The organism is Polymorphospora rubra (assembly GCF_018324255.1).
Classification (GTDB): Bacteria; Actinomycetota; Actinomycetes; order Mycobacteriales; family Micromonosporaceae; genus Polymorphospora; species Polymorphospora rubra.
Window position 1 is genome coordinate 4,713,757 of sequence record NZ_AP023359.1, and the last position, 19,655, is coordinate 4,733,411.

At 71.8% G+C, this 19,655-nt stretch carries 14 protein-coding genes and 1 pseudogene; 5 read left to right on the forward strand and 10 right to left on the reverse strand.

Features of this window, described 5'->3' with window-relative positions:
• The first annotated feature begins 126 nt into the window (after positions 1 to 126).
• Positions 127 to 1,767: a protein kinase domain-containing protein gene (locus Prubr_RS21260; protein ID WP_212816666.1), complete on the forward strand. Its 1,641-nt coding sequence runs from the start codon at positions 127 to 129 to the stop codon at positions 1,765 to 1,767.
• A 108-nt stretch (positions 1,768 to 1,875) separates the two neighbouring features.
• Here Prubr_RS21260 and Prubr_RS21265 read toward each other — a convergent pair whose 3' ends face one another.
• Positions 1,876 to 5,337 (reverse strand): ATP-binding protein, encoded by a 3,462-nt coding sequence (locus Prubr_RS21265; RefSeq protein ID WP_212816667.1) that lies wholly within the window; start codon positions 5,335 to 5,337, stop codon positions 1,876 to 1,878.
• A 25-nt stretch (positions 5,338 to 5,362) separates the two neighbouring features.
• Positions 5,363 to 7,712 (reverse strand): annotated as a pseudogene (locus tag Prubr_RS21270) (ATP-binding protein).
• A gap of 192 nt (positions 7,713 to 7,904) precedes the next feature.
• Here Prubr_RS21270 and Prubr_RS21275 point away from each other — a divergent pair.
• Positions 7,905 to 8,219, forward strand: a complete 315-nt coding sequence (locus tag Prubr_RS21275; RefSeq protein WP_425517934.1) for a hypothetical protein — start codon at positions 7,905 to 7,907, stop codon at positions 8,217 to 8,219.
• A gap of 135 nt (positions 8,220 to 8,354) precedes the next feature.
• Positions 8,355 to 8,978 (forward strand): helix-turn-helix transcriptional regulator, encoded by a 624-nt coding sequence (locus Prubr_RS21280; RefSeq protein WP_212816669.1) that lies wholly within the window; start codon positions 8,355 to 8,357, stop codon positions 8,976 to 8,978.
• A gap of 61 nt (positions 8,979 to 9,039) precedes the next feature.
• Here the strand turns inward: Prubr_RS21280 and Prubr_RS21285 are convergent, their stop codons facing one another.
• Both Prubr_RS21285 and Prubr_RS21290 read right to left on the reverse strand, forming a co-directional pair.
• On the reverse strand, positions 9,040 to 9,699 hold the full coding sequence (locus tag Prubr_RS21285; RefSeq protein WP_212816670.1) for an MSMEG_1061 family FMN-dependent PPOX-type flavoprotein: 660 nt from the start codon (positions 9,697 to 9,699) through the stop codon (positions 9,040 to 9,042).
• Positions 9,700 to 9,747: 48 nt separating this feature from the next.
• On the reverse strand, positions 9,748 to 10,200 hold the full coding sequence (locus Prubr_RS21290; RefSeq protein ID WP_212816671.1) for a hypothetical protein: 453 nt from the start codon (positions 10,198 to 10,200) through the stop codon (positions 9,748 to 9,750).
• Positions 10,201 to 10,352: 152 nt separating this feature from the next.
• On the opposite strand from Prubr_RS21290, the gene Prubr_RS21295 reads away from it, so the two are divergent.
• Positions 10,353 to 11,009, forward strand: coding sequence for a flavodoxin family protein (locus Prubr_RS21295; RefSeq protein WP_212816672.1), 657 nt, complete (start codon positions 10,353 to 10,355; stop codon positions 11,007 to 11,009).
• On the opposite strand, the gene Prubr_RS21300 is transcribed toward Prubr_RS21295, so the two are convergent.
• The 6 genes from Prubr_RS21300 to Prubr_RS21325 all read right to left on the reverse strand — a co-directional run bounded on the left by Prubr_RS21300 (position 10,952) and on the right by Prubr_RS21325 (position 16,080).
• On the reverse strand, positions 10,952 to 11,278 hold the full coding sequence (locus tag Prubr_RS21300) for a hypothetical protein (protein WP_246567440.1): 327 nt from the start codon (positions 11,276 to 11,278) through the stop codon (positions 10,952 to 10,954). The two genes, Prubr_RS21295 and Prubr_RS21300, sit on opposite strands and share 58 nt — an antisense overlap.
• A 198-nt stretch (positions 11,279 to 11,476) precedes the next feature.
• On the reverse strand, positions 11,477 to 11,869 hold the full coding sequence (locus tag Prubr_RS21305) for a carboxymuconolactone decarboxylase family protein (protein ID WP_212816673.1): 393 nt from the start codon (positions 11,867 to 11,869) through the stop codon (positions 11,477 to 11,479).
• Positions 11,870 to 11,872: 3 nt separating this feature from the next.
• A complete protein-coding gene (locus Prubr_RS21310) occupies positions 11,873 to 13,081 on the reverse strand; it encodes an MFS transporter (RefSeq protein WP_281425819.1) in 1,209 nt (402 codons plus the stop codon).
• A 7-nt stretch (positions 13,082 to 13,088) separates the two neighbouring features.
• Positions 13,089 to 13,601, reverse strand: a complete 513-nt coding sequence (locus tag Prubr_RS21315) for an aromatic-ring-hydroxylating dioxygenase subunit beta (protein WP_212828952.1) — start codon at positions 13,599 to 13,601, stop codon at positions 13,089 to 13,091.
• Positions 13,598 to 14,917 carry an aromatic ring-hydroxylating oxygenase subunit alpha gene (locus tag Prubr_RS21320; protein WP_212816675.1) on the reverse strand — a complete coding sequence of 440 codons (1,320 nt, stop codon included), beginning with the start codon at positions 14,915 to 14,917 and terminating at the stop codon, positions 13,598 to 13,600. Before Prubr_RS21320 ends, Prubr_RS21315 begins: the two co-directional genes overlap by 4 nt.
• Positions 14,914 to 16,080: a glycosyltransferase gene (locus Prubr_RS21325; protein WP_212816676.1), complete on the reverse strand. Its 1,167-nt coding sequence runs from the start codon at positions 16,078 to 16,080 to the stop codon at positions 14,914 to 14,916. Before Prubr_RS21325 ends, Prubr_RS21320 begins: the two co-directional genes overlap by 4 nt.
• Before the next feature lie 1,343 nt (positions 16,081 to 17,423).
• On the opposite strand from Prubr_RS21325, the gene Prubr_RS21330 reads away from it, so the two are divergent.
• Positions 17,424 to 18,995 (forward strand): Na+/H+ antiporter, encoded by a 1,572-nt coding sequence (locus Prubr_RS21330; protein WP_212816677.1) that lies wholly within the window; start codon positions 17,424 to 17,426, stop codon positions 18,993 to 18,995.
• The last annotated feature ends 660 nt before the right edge of the window (positions 18,996 to 19,655 follow it).

Consider the following 19,655-nt stretch of genomic DNA (forward strand, 5'->3'; position numbering starts at 1 on the left):
GGGGTGCCGGTCGACGTGCTCCGGGAAGCGCCTCCGGGGTGTCCTCTGGGGACCTGGTATACCGGATGCTGGTAAGGCGTCGTCAATCGTGGCGCGTCGCGGACTCGCCCCTTGGAGACAGACATAGTGGACACTGCGTACCGCGTCAGTCCGCTGAGCTCGAACGATCCCGAACGGCTGGGTGACTACCTGCTGGTCGGCCGGCTCGGCGTGGGCGGTATGGGTGTGGTGTACCTCGCCGAGACCGACGACGGCACCTTCGTGGCGATCAAGCTCATCCACGCCGCGCTCGCCGCGGACCTGGAGTTCGTCGGCCGGTTCCGCAGCGAGGTCGAGCGGGCCCGGCAGGTGCCGCCCTTCTGCACGGCGGAGTTCGTCGACGCCGACCTCGACCACGATCCGCCCTATCTGGTCGTCGAGTACGTCGACGGGCCGAACCTGGAGGAGGTGGTCTCCGAGCGGGGGCCGCTGCAGGGCGGTGCCCTGCACTCGCTGGCGGTGGGGGTCGCCACCGCGTTGGCCGGCATCCACGGCGCGGACGTCATCCACCGCGATCTCAAGCCGGACAACGTCCTGCTGCCGCCGGGCAGCCCGAAGGTGATCGACTTCGGCATCGCCCGGCCGGTCGACGCGACCAGCCTGCACACCCGGCCGGACGTCATGGTCGGCACCGTCGCCTACATGGCGCCGGAGCGGTTCTCCGGGGATCCGAGCACGCCGGTGACCGCGGCGGCGGACATCTTCGCGTGGGGCTGCGTCATCGCCTACGCGGGCACCGGGCGGACGCCGTTCCAGGGCGATTCGCCGTCCGCGACCGCCGGACGCATCCTGACCCAGCCGCCGAACCTGGACGGCATCCCGGAGTCCCTGCGGGAGCCGTTGTCCCGCGCGCTGGCGAAGGACCCGGCCGACCGGCCGACCGCCCAGGAACTGGTCGCCATGCTCCTGGCCGGGCCGTCCGAGCAGCGGCCGGCGGCCGCCGGGAAGCCCACGGCGCCGCCGACCATGGCACTGCCGGCCACCCCGCCACCGGCCACCCCGCCACCGGCCACCCCACAGCCGGCCACCACACCGCCGACCCGGCGGGCGGCCGGCACGAGACGGACGCTGGTCGGTGCCCTGGTCGCCGTGCTGGTGCTCGGCGGGGCGGCGCTCGTCTACGGCACCGTCAACGGCACCGACACCCCCCGGACCACGGCCCACCTGCCGAACACCACGCTGGCCGAATCCCCCGCGCCGACCCCCTCCGACTCCGGTAGCCCGGCCCGACCGCCGGAGGAGAGCGCGTCGCCGTCGAGCAGCGAGACCCGGACGAGCCGGCCGGCGGCCGACGACGGGCCCTCGCCCACCCCGCTGGCCGTCCAGGCCTCGACGAACCCGAGCCGCCGCAACCTGGCCCTCGGCCGGCGCGTCACCGCCTCCAGCAGCGAGGGATCGGCGTGGGTGCCGGCGCACGCCGTGGACGGCGACCCGGTGAGCCGCTGGGGCAGCGGGTTCAGCGACGACCAGTGGCTGATGGTGGACCTGGGCGGCCAGTGGCAGATCAGCGAGGTCCTGCTGCGCTGGGAGCATGCCCACGCGGTCAGCTACCGGGTGGAGATCTCTGCCGACGGCGACGCCTGGAAGACGGTGTACGACACCAGCGCCGGCCGGGGCGGCGACGTGACGATCAGCACCGACCGGGTACCCGGACGCTATGTCCGGATGACCGGAACCGAGCGCTCCGGTCACTACGGCTACTCGCTGTACGAGATCGAGGTGCGCTGAGCGGCCCGCCTCAGCCCGCGTCGAGGCCGACTCCCGGGCACCCGCCCGGGGGTCGGGCGTCAGCCCGCGTCGAGGCCGACTCCCGAGCACCCGCCCGGGGGGCGGGCGTCAGCCCGCGTCGAGGCACTTCCCCGGCACCCGCTCGGGAGTCGGCTCGACGCCGTACCCGGCAAGTCGGCGTTGGGTACGGCGCAGGTCCCAGCGGGCGCCCAACACCGTGTACAGCTCCACCGCCTCGCCGCCGGCCACGGCCGCCTCGTGCGGGCGGCGGTTCGCCGCCAGCAGCACCGCGGCGTCCTCCAGGCTGGCGGCCAGTTCCGTCACCCAGCCCAGCTCGCGGTAGCGGGCCGCGGCGGCGAGGACGGGCGCCGGGTCGTTGGTGCGCAGGGCCCGGCAGCGCGCCGCCGCCCGGTACGCCCGGGCCGGCTGCACCTCCCGGGCCGCCTCGCCGGCGCAGATCGCCGCCGCCCGCTCCGCGAGGTCGGGTCGCCCGAGGTCGAGCGCGAGTCGGGTCACCGTCGGTAGCCACTGGTGCCGTACCGCCAGCGGTGCGTACTCCGGCGCCAGCAGCGGGCCCAGCACCCGCAGCGCCTCGTCCGGCCGGTCCTGCGTCTCGGCGACGAGCGCGCGGGCGACCAGCAGGAAGCCGCAGCTCTCCCGCTCGGCGTCGCTGGCCGGCAGGGCGTCGGTCGCGTCCAGATGCCCACGGGCGAGCACCCCGTCGTCGCGGTGCGCGGCGACGAGCGCGGCCACGCCGTGCAGCAGCATGGCCACCGCCACCGGGTCCCGCATGCCCAGCAGCGTGTTGCGGGGCACGTCGTCGGTGACCGCGCTGATCTCGGCCAGCGCGTCGTCCCACCGACCCGTCCAGAAGTACTGCACCGCCGAGGCGGTGTGCAGGCCGGAGGGCAACCGGTGCCGGAGGGCGAAGAGGCGGGCCTCGCGCAGCGTCCGTTCGGCCTCCGGCAGCCGGTCCAGGTTGTGCAGGGTGAATGTGCGGTTGTCGAGCAGGTCCAGGTACAGGCCGGTGAAGGCCGGGTTGTCCCGCATGATGTCCAACGCCCGGTCGACGTACTCCAGGGCCCGTTCATGGTCGCGGCGGATGGAGTTGGTCAGCCAGGTGGTCTGCAGGGCGGAGGCCGCCTCGTACGGCCGGCCCGCGGCGAGGGCCTCGGCGTGCAGCACCTCGGCCCGGCGGTCGGCCCGGTCGAGGTCGTCCAGCGCGCCCCGGCGCAGGTCGGCCAGGAGCACCCAGTGCCGGGTACGCCAGAAGTCGGGCACCGCGCCGTCGGTCAGCGCGTCCCGGAGGATGCCCATCGCCGCTGGTACGTCCCCGCGCCGGTACGTCATCGTGGCGAGCAGATGACGCATCTCCGCGCGTTCGGCCGGGTCGGTCGCGAGCCCGGCCGCCTCTCGGGCCTCGTCCACCGGCCAGCGGTCGGCGCGCAGGTCCAGCCGCACCAGGTCGATCAGCAACTGGGCGCGGTGCCGCGGATCGGCGGGTCCGGTCCCGAGCACCCGGCGGAGCAGTTCGCCGGCGAGCTGCGGAGCCCCGCGGGCCAGTTCGGCGCGGTGGTCGACCAGCCAGGACACGGTCCAGTCGTCCACCACCGAGGTCGCCGCGACGAGCTGCTCGGCCACCCGGATCACGGGGCTGCCGCCCCGGTCCAACACCTCGGCGGTGTGCCGGTGCAGCATCGCCCGGGCCGGGGCCGGGATGCTGTCGTACAGGATCCGGCGCAGGAAGGAGTGCCGGAAGGCCAGGGCCGTGTCGGCGCCGACGAGGACGTTGGCGGCGAGCGCCTCCTCCAGGATGCGGACCAGGTCGAGCGGGGACTCCCCGGTCACCGCGGCCACGTCGTCGACGGAGAACCGCGTGCCGAGCAGGGCCGCCGTCCGCAGCACGTCCTGGGTACGGGACGGGAGGAGGTCCACGGTGCCCCGGACCACGGCGAGCAGCGGGCGGGGCAGTTCGACGGGTACGGAGTCGGCGATGTCGGCCACCCCGTCGGTCGTCCGGACCGCGCCCCGCCGCAGCAGCGCGGTGGTCATCTCGCGGGCGTACAGGGGGTTGCCCGCCGAGATCGACACCACCTCGGCGAGGTTCGGCCCGAGCGGGGCACCGACCAGGCGAACCACGAGCTGCTCGACCACCTCCGGCGGCAGGGCGCCCAACCGGAGCAACTGCCCCTGCCGGGCCCGGACCCCCCGGCGCAGCCGGGTCAGCTCGTGGCCGTCGGGTTCCAGGCGTGCCGCGACCACCAGCAGCAGCGGCATCCGCCGGGTGGCGGCGACCAGCCGGTCCCAGAACGGCACGCTCGCCGGGTCGGCCCACTGGAGTCCGTCGAGGACCAGTACCAGCGGGGCGACGTCACATGCGGCGCGTACGCGGGTCAGCACCTGCTCGGCCAGCACGGCAGGATCGGCTTCGGCGAACCCGTCGGGGTGCGGCCCGGCGGGCGGCGGGGCCACCGGAAAGTCGGTGGACCGTTGCGGTGGCCGCATCGCCCTGGCCGCCACCTGCAGTGGCACGTACCGGTCCAGCTCCTCGGCGGTGCCCCAGGCGACCTGGCAGCCCCGGTCGGCCGCGTCGACGAACGCGGCGCTGAGCAGTGCGGTCTTGCCGATGCCCGGCTCGCCCTCGATCCAGACGGCGTTGCCCTGCCCGGTGGCGAGCGCGTCGAGCAGGGACCGTAGCCGGTCCAGCTCGTCGGAGCGTCCGGCCAGCCGACCGCCCCCGGGAGCGTCCGACGGCGCTCCGGTCGGGGACGCCGGCCCGGTCGGGGACGGCGGCACTCCGGTCGGGGGCCGGCCGCCGGCGGCCGCCGGCGCACCACGGATCCGGTCGTACAGTCCGGTGAGGACGTCGCCCGGCTCGATCCCGAGCTCGCTGCGGAGGACGTGGCGGGCGGCCCGGTAGGCATCGAGCGCCTCGGCGTGCCGGCCGGTGCGGTGCAGGGCGAGCACCAGCAGCTCGTGCAGGGGCTCGTGCAGGGGGTGGTCGCGGACCAGCCCGGTCAGCTCGGCCACCAGGCCGTCGTCGCCCGCCTCGATCAGGATCCGGGCGCGTCGGCCGAGGGCGTCGAGCCGGCGGTCCACGAGCCGGGCCCGCTCGAACTCCAGGCGGTGCCCGGTGAGCCCGGCGTACGGCTCGCCGTGCCACAGCCCCAGCGCCTCGTCGAACGCGGCCACGGCGGCGGCGGGGTCCCCCGCCTCGTGCCGCCGCACCGCCTCCGCGCAGGTCGTGGTGAACCGGTCGCTGTCCAGCTCCCCGGGGTGCAGACGAAGGGCGTACCCCGTCGGCCCCGAGGTCAGGGTCTCCCGGCCAAGAATGCGGCGCAGCCCGGAGACGTACGTGTAGACGCTGCCCGCGGCGGTCGCCGGGGGAGCGTCGTCCCAGACCTCCGCGATCAGGTCGTCGCGTCCGACGACGCGTCCGCCGGCGGCGACGAGTGCCGCGAAGACCAGCCGCTGCCGGGCCGGCCCGAGGTTGAGCTCGCGTCCCCCGCGCCAGGCCCGGACCGGGCCCAGGACCGACACCCGCAGCCGGTCGTCCGGTGTTGTCTGCACGGGTCCATCGTGACAGGTGCGGCAGCTACTCCCCGACGTCGGCGGTGTGCACGCCACGGGTTGGTGCGGCTGCGTCGTCGACCACCGTCGAACGTGGAATGTGCGGCATGGTCGGCTGGCCCGGCAGGTGCGGACGGACCCGTGCGAGCAGCGTCCGCAGCTGGTGCATCCAGCGCGCGGTGATCCGGCGTTCCCGCAGGGCCACGTGGGCGATCTCCGCGGCGGCCTCGTACTCGCCCCGCCGCTCGTGGGTGTGGGCCGCCACCCAGCGCATCTCGCCCCGCAGGGCGGGGTCGGTGGTCCGGGCGGCAACCCAGCCGGCCTCCGCCGTCGCGACCTGCTGCTGCCGCAGCAGCAGCCGGGCCAGCCAGGCGGTGAGGAGCAGCCGGTGGGCCGGGTCGAGGGCATACCGGACGTGGGCCTGGCGCAGCACGGCGAGCGCGGTCTGCGGCGCCCGGTCGACAAGTTCCTCGACGTGCTCGGCCAGCCAGGCGCCGAACCGGCCGTCGAGCGGTACCTCCCCGGCGAGCAGTTGCGCCACGACCTGCTCGGCCGGGGCGTCGGCGGCGACGAGCCGTTGCCCGAAGGACCGGTGCAGGGTGATCCGCAGGGCCGCCGGGGTGCTCTCGTGCAGGGTCCGGGCCACGACCCGGTGCCGGAAGAGCAGCCGGTCACCCTCGGTGGTGAGGACCTCGTCGGCCAGTGCCGGCGCCAACATCCGCGCCAGGTCGTCCTGGGTACGGTCGGTGGCGGCGGCCAGCGCGGCGAGGGTGGCGCCGGCCGGCTGCGTACCGGGCGCCCGTAGCTCGTACGCGCTCAGGAAGGCGAGCGCCCGCAGCGCCTGCCGGGTCTCCTCGGTGGCGGGGGCGAGGTGCGCCTCGACCGCCGCCACCAGCGCGCTCGCCGTCGGCGCACCGGGTTCGCTCACGGCGAGGTGGCGCAGGTACCCGGGATGGCCCCCGGCGTCGTCGAGGATCCGCGCCAGCCGCTCGGCCCCGGGCGGCTCCGGGGCCACCGCCCGGACGAGGGCGGTCGCGGCGGCGGTGTCCAGCGGCGCCAGCTCCACGACCTCGTCGGCGGGCAGCCCGCGTACGTCCGCCGCGCCGGACCGGGCCGCCGCCACCAGGAGCAGCGGCAGCTCGGCGGCGTGCTTGCCGAGCGCGGCCCACACCCGCAGCGTCGCCGGGTCGGCCCACTGCAGGTCGTCGACGACCAGGACGAGCGGGCTCGCCTCGGCTGCGCGGCGGACCAGCTCCACCGCCCTGTCCACGGCCTCGGCGGAGATCCCGTCGTCCGCGTCGGCGGGAGGTCCGTCGGCCAGCTGGCCGGTGGCGTCTTCGACCAGGTGGCGGGCGGTGTCGTCGGCCAGCGCCGATTCGATGCACTCGACCAGGGTGCCCAACGGTAGGTGGCGGGTGACCTCGTCACCGACCGCCCAGCCGATCCGGCAGCCGGCCGTAGCGGCACCGGAGAGGGCCGCCCCGAGCAGCGCCGACTTGCCCGTGCCGGGGGCGCCGTCGACCCGGATGCTGCGCCCGTGGCCGAGGCCGGCCTCGGCCACGGCCCGGCGCAGCCGCCGGAGCTCGGCGTCGCGGCCGATCAACGTCGCCCCGGCGGGCGGGCCGTTCCCGGCTGCCGGAGCGGCCCCGCCGGGTGGCGGGACGGCGGTGGGCCCGACCACGGGGGCCGCCCCCCGGTCACCGGCCCGCCGCGCGTCGGCCAGCATGGTGCGCAGGTCCTCCCGGCGGGGCTGCGCGTCCACGAGCCTGCGCAGGACCGGCACGGCCTCCTCGTGCCGGCCCGCCTCGACCAGCAGGGCGGCGTACCGCTCGGTGGTGGCGAGCCGCAGTTCGGTCAGGCGCAGCCGCTGGGCCTCGGCGAATGGACCGGGCACTCCGGCCAGGGCTTCGCCGTGCCACAGGCCCAGCGCGGACTCCACACTGGCCAGCTCGGCGAGGCTGTTCCCGGCGACCCGATGGCGCCGGGCCGCCTCACGCAGCGACTCGAAGCGGACGACGTCGACGGACTCCGGGGCAGGTGCAGCCGGTACGAGCCCCCGCCCGAGCTGAGCAGCTGCCCCGCCGCCCACCGGCCCCGGGCCGGTTCCAGCGCCTGGCGCAGCGTCGAGACGTACGTGTAGATGTTGCCGGTCGCGCTGGCCGGGGCGTCCTCCCCCAGAGCGCGGCGACGAGTTGCTCCCGGGAGACGCCGTGCTCGGTGCGGAGGGCGAGGACACAGAGGACGGCCATCCGTCGCGCCGACCCCAGCGTGATCTCCACGCCGTCCCGCCACGCCCGCACCGGGCCCAACAACCGGAGATCGACTCTTCTGTTCCCCACTGACAACGCTCCCCCAACCGCCGTACCTGCGTCCAGTGTCCCTCCACCGCGTCGGTGCTGCCCTTGGTGAATCGGCCCGCCGCGTCCGGCCCGGGTGCTCCGGGCGGCAGTCCGGGCAGACCGGACCGGAGCCCGGGGCACTTCCGTGATCGACCCCTTCCCCCGCTCTCACCGGGCTGGTGCACTCGACCCGTGCCGGCTCACCCACCTGCCTCGACGAGCCCGTTCGTGGGCGAACTCCTGCTCGCGCTCGCTGCCGAGGGGCGGCTCGTGCTGGACGCGGCGCAGGCCGACGAGGCCATAGCCGGCCTGGAGCGGACCCTGTCCGAGGTCCGGGCGCGGCTGCGCATCATCCGAATGTGGCAGTGCCTGCCCGCCCAGCGGGTCGACGAACTCCCCGACGATCTGGCCCAGGATGTGATCGAGGCCATTTTCGCCGACCAGCTCGCCCCCGGCCGGCTGGAGCTCGCCGTGGTGGAGATCCCCAAGTACATCGCGGCGCTCCAGCGGGCCCGGGAGACACCCCCGGCGGCGGACACCTGATCGCGACGGGCGTCGTCGCCGACGTACGCCGGGCGAACCTTCACGGTCGGCGGGCCGCCGTGAAGACCGGCGTGGAGATTCTCTGAAGAGGCATTGCGCAGACTCCACCGGGACCGACGACAACAGGAGGCATCGGTGGAACCGGTAGGGCTGATCCTGCAGGCATCAGAACCGCTCAGCCACGCGGGACTCGCCAGCTTCCTGCGAAGCTGCCCGGAGGTCGAGTTGCTGCCCATCGACGACCGGGCCGGGGCGAAGGTGCTCGTCTTCGCCTGCGAGCAGCTCACGGTGGACGTGGTGGCGATGCTGCGCCGCTCGGCCGCGGAGACCGGCCTGCCGGTGGTCCTGGTGCTCCGCGAGATCACCGAGAGCGAGTTGCTGACCGCGGTGGAGTGCCGGGTGGTCGCCATCCTGCCGCGTGCGGCGGTCACCGGCGAGCGGCTGGTGCACAGCGTGCTGGCGGCGGCCAACGGCGGCGGGGTCATGCCGCCGAACCTGGTCGGGGAACTGCTCAAGCACATCGAGCGGCTGCAACGCGAGGTGCTCGCTCCGAACGGCCTCAACGCCTCCGGGCTGACCCCGCGCGAGGTCGACGTGCTGCGGCTGATGGCCGACGGGCTCGACACCAACGAGATCGCCGGCAAGCTCTGCTACTCCGAGCGGACCGTCAAGAACGTCATCTACGGCGTCACCCACCGGCTCAAGCTGCGTAACCGTTCGCACGCCGTCGCCTACGCGCTCCGGGCCGGCCTGATCTGATCCACTTCCCGGCCGCCACGCGCGGGCGACCCGGTGCTCGGCACCATCGCTGCGCGGCGCGTTACTCGTACCGGTACTTCAGCGAGTCCGCCTCCGCCTGCTCGATGTCGGCGATGGTCAGCTCCGGCATCCGCAGCTGGGTCAGGGTCACCTCGGCCGAGGTCGGCTGGGCGTCCGCCGGCAGCCACTGATCCGGCTTCCAGGCGCCGCTGCGCAGCAGCGATTTGGGGCAGTGCGGGTAGACCTCCTCGATCCCCAGCACCAGCGCACTGGCCGGCGGCTTGCCCACGGCGGTCAGCTGCGACAACAGGTCGGGGCGGGTGGAGACGCAGGCCCGGCCGTTCACCCTGAGCGTCGTGGTGCGCCCCGGGATGACGAACAGCAGCCCGGCCCGTCCGGTGGCGATCACGTTCTGCAGGGTGTCCAGACGCTTGTTGCCGGTCGCGTCGGGGATCGCCACCGTCCGTGAGTCCAGGACGGCGACGAAACCGGCGGGGCCGCCGCGCGGGGAGACGTCACAGTTACCCTCGGCGTCCATGCTGGCGACGAAGACCAGCGATGAGCAGCCGATCAACCGCCGGGTCTGCTCGGTGAGTTCGGTCATCTGCTTCCGCACGGCCATGTCGGTGGGAAGTTCGTAGGTCCGTCGCAGCGTCTCCTGGTCGGGCACGGCGTCGACGCGCAGCGCGTCGAAGGCACTGCTGGCAAGGGCTGGTGTCATGCGGCCGACCCTAACCTTTTCATTCGGGCGGCCCTCGGCGTTGCCACGTCAACGCAGCAGTTCGGTCACCTTCTTCAGGCCGTCCCGGATCAGTTGCCCGTACGGGTCATCGCCGAGCACGCCGACCGTTTCCTCCGCATACTTGAGGTGCTCACGAGCCCGTTCAAGATCGCCCAGCTTGCGATAGCACTCGCTCAGGTTCAGGTGCAGCGACGGGTACAACCCCGCCACTGAAAGCGACACCCCGGCCTCCGCGACCCGGTCCTCGGTGATGAGGTCGGCGGCGGCCAGCGCCCGCAGATCCCAGAGCAACTCCTGCTGCACGTCGTCCTGCGCATCGGCCATCGCGTGCGCGAGCGTGCAGCGGTGCAGGGGATCCCCTTGCTCGCCCCCGATCTCCTCCCAGATCTCTTCGAGCCGCAGGCGAGCGGTTTCCCGCTCGCCTCCGTGGTTGATCTGCGCAGCCTCACCAATCCGTAAGAGCGTCGGATCCGTGATCATCTGAGATTCCTTCCTGGTCCAAGCACGACGGCCGCCGTGTTCGCACCGTTTCGGCGATGGTCGATTGTCGGTAGGTTGACTTCGTTTGCGGCCACGGGGTTTCGTCAGGTGGCCGCTCTTGCGTGGCGCTGAGCGGACAGGAAGGCCCTCGGATGAAGATCGTTGCGTTGTCCTGTACCCAGAAGCGTCTCCCGTCACTGACCGACGCGCTGCTCGAGGCGGCGATCAGCGGCGTCGTCCGGGAGGTCGGTGAGGCGGAGATCCAGCGGATTCGGTTGATCGACCATCGCATCGCGATGTGCGAAGGCGAGGACACCTGCCTTGATCCGGAGGTGGGCCGATGCACGCTCGACGACGACTTCGCGCATGTCGTCGACCTGGCCGAGGGGGCGCAGGCGATGCTGCTCGCCATGCCGGTGTACGCGGGAAACGTACCCGCGGTGCTGAAGATCTTTCAGGAGCGCCTGAAGAGCTTCATGAACGCAACGCATCGCCCCTTCGGCAACCTGTTGGTGGGGACGATCGTGCATTCGCGCACGATGCTGACCGAGCCCGCGCTCGCATCGTTGTTCCCGTGGTACCTGCGCCTGCGGAACAGGAACGTGGCGTCGGCCTGCTTCACGCAGAACGATCATCAGGACCTGACCCGCACCGCGGCGCTCGACCTGTGTGTGGCCGTGGGCCGGCAACTCGGCATGACGCTCGACGTCACCCGGTCGCCGGCCGTCAACCGTACGGCACTGCCGTTGGTTCAGTCGCCGGCTCGTGCGCGGTGCGGTGACCCGGCCGCGTCCTCGCCGTCCACGTGAGGAGATTCCGCGCGCCAGGTGCACCCGTCGCCCGCCTGTTCGCACGACACCGTGACGTCCGATTCCACGTAGCGGGCGGCGATGGCGGTGTTGAGTTCCTGGCAGTACGGGCACGGTGACGAGAAGGTCAGTACGACGCCGGCGCGGGCGGCCTGTTTGCGGTACCGGAGGATTCCACAGTCGGCGTTGCGCAGGACGGTGCCCGAGGGCTGGGGCTCACTGGTCACCGCCGAGTCGTACAGCAACAGCTGACGCTGCAGCCGGGTCATGAAGTGATCGGTGGCGGATACGCCGGCGGGCCGTTGCGCCCGTAGCAGCTCCGCGGTGATGCGGGAGTTCGCCTGGATCCACGCGGCCAGGCCTTCTTCGCCGTGCTCTCCCAGGATGAACTCCTCGGCGGCCGCCTGCGCCTCGAAGAACCGCTGGCGCCACAGGTCGACCTTCTCGGCCGGGGCGAGGGGGACGGGTCACCGGTCATGGTCCGCGTCCCTCCCGGTGGCGCCGTCCAGTTCGGCGAAGACCTCCTGGGCGACGCGTAGCCCGTTGTTGGCGACCGGCCAGCCGCCGTAGTAGGCGAGTTGGATGATGACTTCGACGATCTTCTCCCGCGACATCCCGAGGTGCAGGGCGGCGCCGATGTGGCCGCGCAGCTCCCAGTCGGTCCGCGCCAGCGTGACCGCGGTCAGCGCGACCAGTTCGCGCTCCTCGACGCTCAGGTGCGGACGGGTCCAGATCTCGCCGAACAGGTGGTCGACGGTGATCTGCAGGAACTCCGGGTAGGAACCCGGGCGCGGTTCGCGGCCGAAGACCTGCTGGAACATGGCCTCACCCCGCTCACGCCGGGCAGACGGCTGATTCATCGATCAACTCCTTGGTGTTGGCCGAACGGTTGTCAACGTCCACGACGCCACGAAGGCGACGACCAGCAGCACGGCGCCGCTGCCGAAGGCGGCCGGAACACCCACCCGCTCGGCGATGAGCCCGACGACGACCGGTCCGACCACCGCGCCGACATCGGTGCACATCGAGAAGACGGCGACGCCGCTGCCGGTCCGGCCGGCGACGACGTCACCGATCAGCGCGGCCGGTGCGGCGTTGAGCAGCGCTGATCCCGCCGCGTACACACTGAGCAGGACGACGAGCCAGGCGTAGCTGTCCACGAACACCAGGGCTGTGATCGCCACCGCGGCCACACCGGTGCCGGCGATCATGGCGAACCGGCGGCCGGCCCGATCGACGACCCGGCCGGCCGGCATGATCAGCAGCGCCTGAACGACGGCGGATATCGTGAACGCCCACCCGACCCACGTGACGTCATGCCGCCACGCCACGACCATCGTGGGGACCAGTGCGCTGCGCAGCCCGAACAGGACCCAGCCCTGCGCCAACGCCGCGAGGCAGGCCACCAGGTAGCGTCGGTCCCGCAGCAGGACCGGGAGCCGGACCAGGTCGCGGCCAGGCTCTGCGCCGGCAGTTCGGCCGGTGCGGAGCACCGCCAGCGCCAGCGCCGCGGCGGCCAGCAACAGCACGGCGTACGCCAGGAACGGCGCGGACAGGGCGATGAGAGCGAGGAGCCCGCCCACCGCTGGTCCGCAGATCCCGCCGAGCAGGAAGCCTGCTTCGAACACGGCGCTGGCCCGGCCCCGGTGCTCGGCCGGCGCGATCGCCAGGAGGGTCGCCAGCGCGGACACCGAGAACAGCACCGAACCGACACCGCCGAGGCCGCGGAACACGAGCAACTGCCCGTAGGACCCGGCGAACGCCGTCAGGGCCGAGGAGACCGCACACAGCAGCAGGCCGGCGACCAGGACCCGCCGCTCCCCGAAACGAACTCCGAGCCGGCCGCAGAACGGACTGGTGGCCAGCCGCATCAACGCGAACACGGCGACGAGCGTTCCGATCTGGGTGGGCCCGGCCCCGAACGTCGCCGCGTACACGGGGAGCACCGGGAGCACCAGTCCCAGGCCCAGCATGACGCAGCCACCGACGACACTGAGGACGTAGACCTCACGGGGGAGACTCGGGTGGGCGGCGGCAACGGGTGGGACGCTGCCAGTGCCGGCCGCCGTCACTGTCCGTTCACAGGATGATGCTGAGCTTTCCGTGCTCGTACAACGTCTCGTGGTCGAGCACCACGACCCGTTTCCGGAGCCGGAACGACTCGCCCTCGACGACGAGCTCGAACCGGTATTTTCCGACGTAGGCGTCGGAGCGTCCGTGCCCGAACCGGTGCACGACGACATTCGCCGCCACGTCGAGGTGCGTGCCCCGATCGGCCAGGATCTCCACGTTGCTGATCATCCGATTCGTCCGCGACCGGGGGTTCTCACACCACACCTCGTCGTTGAGGAGTTGTTCGATCCGCTGGCGTAGCCGGGCAGCGTCGTCGTCGATGAGCCCGAGCGCACCGGCCGTCTCCGCGCGGACGTCGGTGGCCGGCATGGAGTAGCGGACGTCGTCGGTCAGCATCTCGTCGTACCACTCGCGCAGGCGCCACTCGTCGAGCAGCCGCGCCTCACGGAAAAGGAACTGGCTCACCCGGTGCCACAACCGCACCCGGGCCGTTTCGTCGACCGTCAGCTCGGTGGTCATCGTGGTTCCGCCCCTTGCATCTCGGCCCGGTGGGCGACGTCGAGGTGACCGTCGTCGCCGTGCATCAGCCGGTCCCACTGCCGCCAGAACTCGCGGGCGGGAAGCTCGTCGGTCGTCTCCGGAATCTCCTTGTTCATGCCGCGGGACAGATCCGAGTAGCGGACCGTGCGGTTGAGATAACCCCGCTGGCACGACTCGATGATCTCGATGTCGTCGGGGGTGGCGAAGCCGGCGGGGCCGAGGAACGTCAGGTAGTGACTCTTGCGCAGTTCCCGGATGTCCGGGTCCTCGTCCCTGGGGGCCAGGGCGACCGAGGTGATGGCCATCCGGCCGGCGCCGACCGGGTCGATCTTGCGGATCGTGATCGCGATCGCGTCGATGATCATCAAGTTGGGGAAGATCAGCAGCGCACGGTTGGTGCCGGTGATCCGTTCGGCGCGTTCGGCGCCGAACCGGTCGACGAACCGTGCGGCCGTCGCCTCGATCCGCGGCCGGACCTCGGCACCGAACATCGGCGTCCAGTAGGCGAGCGGGCGGGCCGCCGCCGGTGGCAGCTCGTTGGCTCCATGCCCCAGTCCGAGGGCGCGGCCGAAGCCGCCTCGCCGTCGTGGTGGCACCGACCCCAGCGACTCCATGTAGCTGACGTAACGCTTGTGCAGGGCCCGGAAGTGGTAGATGTCGACGCTGTTCTCCATCATGAGCTTCCAGTTGGCCCGGGCTCCGTGGAGTTGCGCACCTTGGATCACCTCCATCCCGACCTCGGACTGGTCGTCGATCAGGTCGAGGTACTCCGTCGCACCCGCCAGGTATTCGGTCAGGGTGCGCGGCTGCTCGGGATCGAAGGTGACGAACACGAAACCGCGGTAACTGTCACTGCGGTGCTGCGCCAGGCCGAAGTCCGCCTTCCGGAAGCCTGGCCCGTATCCGTCCGGGATCGGGACCCCGACCAGGTCGCCCTGGTTGGAGAACGTCCAGTCGTGGTACGGGCACCGGAACGATCTGGCCTGCCCGGCCGGCTGCGAGCAGATCAGGGCCCCGCGGTGGGTGCAGCTGTTCGCGAACACCCGGATCACCCCGTCGGACCCGCGCGCCATGACCACCGGGCGCCCGCCGACGTCGCGTGCCACGTAGGAGCCCGGCCCGGGTACCTCCGATTCGTGCCCGACGTACAACCAGCAGCGATCGAAGATCCTGGTCATCTCCTGCGCGGCCAGGTCGTCGTCGGTGTAGGCGCGGCGATCCACCCGGAACGAGAGGCGCTCAAGATCATCGATCACGATCGGGTCGCCCACCGGCCGCCGCAGTTCGATCGTCACTGCTCACCCTTTCGCTGTAGCGTCTCGGCCGTGCCGATGACCAGCTCGGCCGCGCGTACGGCGGAATCGCCGCACTCCGGCTGCGCGGCGCGCAGCCGGGCCCGGTAGTCCCGGGCGGGATCGAGCAGATCGGTGACGGCGTCGGCGACCGCCTGCTCGGTGACGCCGGCCGGCTCCAATGCCGTCCCGAAGCCCGCGCTACCCACGAAGTGCGCCTGGACCGGCTGGTCCACGGCCAGCGGGATCACCAGCATCGGTGTCGCCGCCCGGATCGACTCCGCCACGGAGTTGTATCCGCCGTGGGTGATGAACACGTCGGCGCGCTCGAGCACCTCACGTTGCGGCAGATACGGGGCGGTGAGCACCTCGTCGGGCAGCGCGAGTTCCTCGGCGAGATCTCCCACCGCGGCGACCACCTGTGCGCCGGTCGCCGCCGCCCCGATGATCACCGTGCGCAGCAGGTCCGGCCGCCGGTAGAAGATCGTGCCGAAGGAGACGTACACCACCGGGCGGTCGGGGTCGAGCCGATCCAGGCCCGCGAAGGCGACCTCGTCGCCGCGGGTCCCGGCGGCACCCGGCAACCCGACCAGCTGCACACCGTCGTCGGTGACCGCGTCGTCCCCGACGAGAGCCGGAATCGTCGGCATCAGATTGAGAATCGGCGAACGCGCCGAGTGGGTCCGGGTCGACCACAACACCCCGTGCCTGGTCAGATAGTCGCCGACCTGCTCGTCGTACGGCCAGCGACCCCGACGATGCTCGCTCGGGCATACTCCACCCAGGTTGGCCCAGATCATCCCGTACGGCACGCCGGACGCCTGTGCGCCGACCATGGCCGACGCCGTGACCGGCAGCGAATCGACGAGCACGAAGTCCGGCGCCGTCGCACGGAGCGCGTCAGCTGTCTGGTCTGCCACCGGCGACGACTCGAGCATCGGGCCGATCTTCGCCGGGTCGCCGCTCCACGGCGCCATCTCGACCTGCCCGATCCCGTGGACCTGCGCCTTGCCCAAGGCCCGGCGGCGCTGCTCGTCGAGCGTGCCACCGTCCGCCGACAACAGCAGCAGCACAACCTCACTGCCGGCAGTTCGCAGCGCGTTGACCACCGGAACATACGGGTTCAGGTGCCCATGCTGAGTCGTGGTGAGGAGGGCGACGCGCATCAGATCTCCGATCCATCGAAAGAAGACGACCAGGCCGACTCAAGATCTGGTGCTGAATGCACCACGGCAGCCACGACCGCGACACCTCCTGCTTTCAGAAACGAGTCGATACGGCGACGCACGAACGGCAGAACTCTGCCTCCGGACGGGCGAGAACGCCCGGCAGGCGAAAGGGGCCGTCGACGTCCGGGTACTGCTACGAGGCTCTACGCATTCCCCACCATCGCTGAGGAGACAAATCAATCGACGCTACTCAAAACAACCTAGAAACACCTGGGCTGACCGCCTGCCCCCAGGCGGTTTCGCAAAGCCTGCCGGGATGCGCGACCGTTGTCAATGCCTCGTAACTGTCGGCTACCACCACTCTGTCGGGCGCAACTTCGATCGAGCTCGGGACTGTCTCGCGAACGGTGTTCCGGTTGTCGGCCAGGTCCAGATCGGGTCGTGTGCGGGGCCGGCCACCCGGTGCGGCGCACCTTGATCCGTTCCGGCACGGTGATCCACTGTGGGCTGCCCGCCTGGTTGGCGGTGACCATCGTGGCGAGGGTCCTGCTGCCGAACGGGCCTACGGTTGAGCGGGCATGGTCCAGGTCGACGGTAATCGTGATCATGTACCTCGGGTTGAATTCACCCACCGACACGGACTTCCGCGACCGAGCGCTCGCGATGGCGGGGCAATCGATCGCCGCGATGACCGGACGACACCTCGGTGGTGGGGGAGTGGCGACCGAAAGGAACTAAAGTCTGTGCAGGTCAGTGCCCACTTTCGAGAAGTGGTGACAAGTCCGGGATGGCCGCGGTCGGTGGCAAGGGGTCGTCGGTTCGAATTCGACCGTACCGAAAACAGGAAACTGATCGGCGGAAATGCTGGTCGAATCTCTGATGGCCGGCGTAGTCGCGAATGTGCCGCACGCGCGCGTCGACCTTCTCCGGTATTCACCGGTCCATCGGGGCGCCGGCGACCGGCGCGGGGGAACCCGGGTAGTGCCTGCGCGGAAGGTGGTTGGCCACCGTTCTCATCGGGGCGGTACGGACAATTTCCTGCTATCGATGGATGTCGCCTCTTTTCTTACCTGTGTGGCTGGATCCCCGTCCCCGGAGATCCGATCCGTCGTGGCGAGCGGGACCAGTCGGCGATCGACGCCGGTGGCGCGCACCGACGGAAGGCCCCGATACCTGCAAGTGGGAGGTTACGGCCCGGGGGTGACGAACAGGCACGGAATCGCAGGGACGTCGAGCGGGTCGGGCGGCGTTTCGTGCCCGGCCAGCGGCCCCGTGCGCCGATTCCGGGTCGGGCGGCCGGTCGAGGTACCACCATGTGAGAGAGGACGATTGGGGGCGACGTGCCGGATCTGCTGCTGATCATCACGCTGGGCGTCACCGTGCTGGTCGGCACCACCATCGGTGGCCGCTACCGGGTCGCGCCACCGGTCCTGCTCATCATCCTGGGCGCCCTGCTCGCGCTCCTGCCCCCGCTGTCCCATGTGATCCTCGCCCCCGAGGTGGTGCTGCTGCTGTTCCTGCCGGCGATCCTCTACCGGGAGAGCCTGACCACCAGCCTGCGGGAGGTACGGGCGAACATCGTGGTCATCGCTCTGCTGGCGATCGGGCTGGTCGGCGCCACGATGGTGGCGGTGTCGCTGGTGGTACAGCGGTTCGGCATCGACCCGGCGGCGGCCTGGGTGATCGGTGCGGTGCTCGCCCCGACCGACGCGGCGGCGGTGGCCGGCCTGGCCAAGCGGATGCCCCGGCGCCTGCTCGCCACGCTGCACACCGAAAGTCTGATCAACGACGGCACCGCCCTGGTGCTGTTCGCCATCGCGCTCGGGCTGCTCGGCGGGCACGCGGCTCCGAGCGCCATCGAACTCGTCGAGAAGATCGGCCTGTCTTTCCTCGGCGGCATCGCGGCCGGCCTGCTGGTCGGCACGGTGGTGATCCTGATCCGCAAGCGCCTGGACGACCCGCTGCGGGAGGGGGCGCTGAGCGTGCTCACCCCGTTCGCCGCCTTCTTCCTCGCCGAATCCATCCACGAGAGCGGCGTGCTCGCCGTGGTGGCCGCCGGGCTGTTGGTCACATTCGCCAGCCCCCGGGTGATCCGGGCCCGGTCGCGGGTGCTGGCGCTGTCGTTCTGGGACCTCACCACCTTCCTCATCAACGGCGGACTCTTCGTGCTGCTGGGGATGCAGATCCCGAGGGCGCTACGCGACGTCACCAGCACCTCGCTGATGCGTGCGATCGCCATCTCGGTCGTCGTGGCCGGTGTGCTGGTCGCGGTCCGGATGCTCTGGCTGCACCTGACCGCCGCCGTCGCCCGGGTGGTGGACAGACGGGAGTCCAGTCGCGGGCGGCGGGTGAACTGGCGGGTGCGTACCGTCGCCGGCTGGGCCGGGTTCCGCGGTGCCGTCTCCCTGGCGGCGGCGCTCGCCGTCCCGCTGACCATCGACGGTGAGCCGGTCCGGGAGCGCGATCTGATCATCTTCTGCGTCGCAACGGTGATCCTGCTGACGATGCTCGTGCAGGGGACCACGCTGCCGTTGCTGATGAACTGGGCGGGGCTCTCCGGCGACCCGGAACGCGCCGACGAGACGCGGCAGGCGCAGGTCACGGCCACCAAGGCCACGCTCACGGCACTGTCGGACATCGCCGACCGGGTCGGCGCCGACCCGGAGAGCACGCAGCGGCTGCGGGGCGACTACGAGGGACACCTCGGCGCACTGCAGGCCGAGCAGGAGGACGAGTCGAACGCCGCCCGGGAGGTTGAGCGCCGACTGCGCCTGGCCGCGCTCGACCACAAGCGGCGCGAGATCACCCGGATGCGCGACGCCCGGGAGATCGACGAGGCCGTGCTGCGCGAGTTGCAGGCTCGCCTGGACGTCGAGGAGATCCGCCTGGTCGGGCCGATGACCCTCGACTGACTGTGAGCACGGCGGGGTCGGTTCATCAGTGGTGAGCTGATGCGGGTGGTAGTGGGCGTGACCCTTGCTCTGACTGGCCTCGTGTCTTGGGCGGGACTTGTCCGCCCGCTACCCCCGGCACCGGCCCGGCGGGGAGACGTCTGGCCTGGTCATGAGCTTGACCGCCAGTTGGCGGCTGGCGTGTCCTGGCACCGTGGCGAACTGCTCGCCGTGGCCGGGCAGCGTTCAGGGTCGCGGGTCTGGGCCGTGGAAGGCATAGCCCGCCGGGCCGCGGTCGAAGCCCACCCCAGCCACCTGACGCACTACAGGAGCGTCCCGCCCCGGCTCTCGGCCGCCGCACCGGCCCGGTCCACCCGCCGACCCGATACCACTGTCACGCCCCACAGCGGATTCGCTGTGCGTACGCCGAATTCGCTGTGGACCCCAACACCTTTGGGGTCCTTCCCCGGCAAACCGCCACGGCACCCGTGATCATCAGCTGCCCAGCAACCCGACACGCCGTACGGACAACGGCGGAACAACTAACGATCATCACGCACCGCCACCCCACGAAGGGCACGGGGGCGGCCGGTCGACGCACCACAGGAGCGTCCGTGCGCACGGGCGGGGCGGGCGTGGAATACGCGCACCGGCGGCCGGTCCGGCAGATCGACTTTGGTC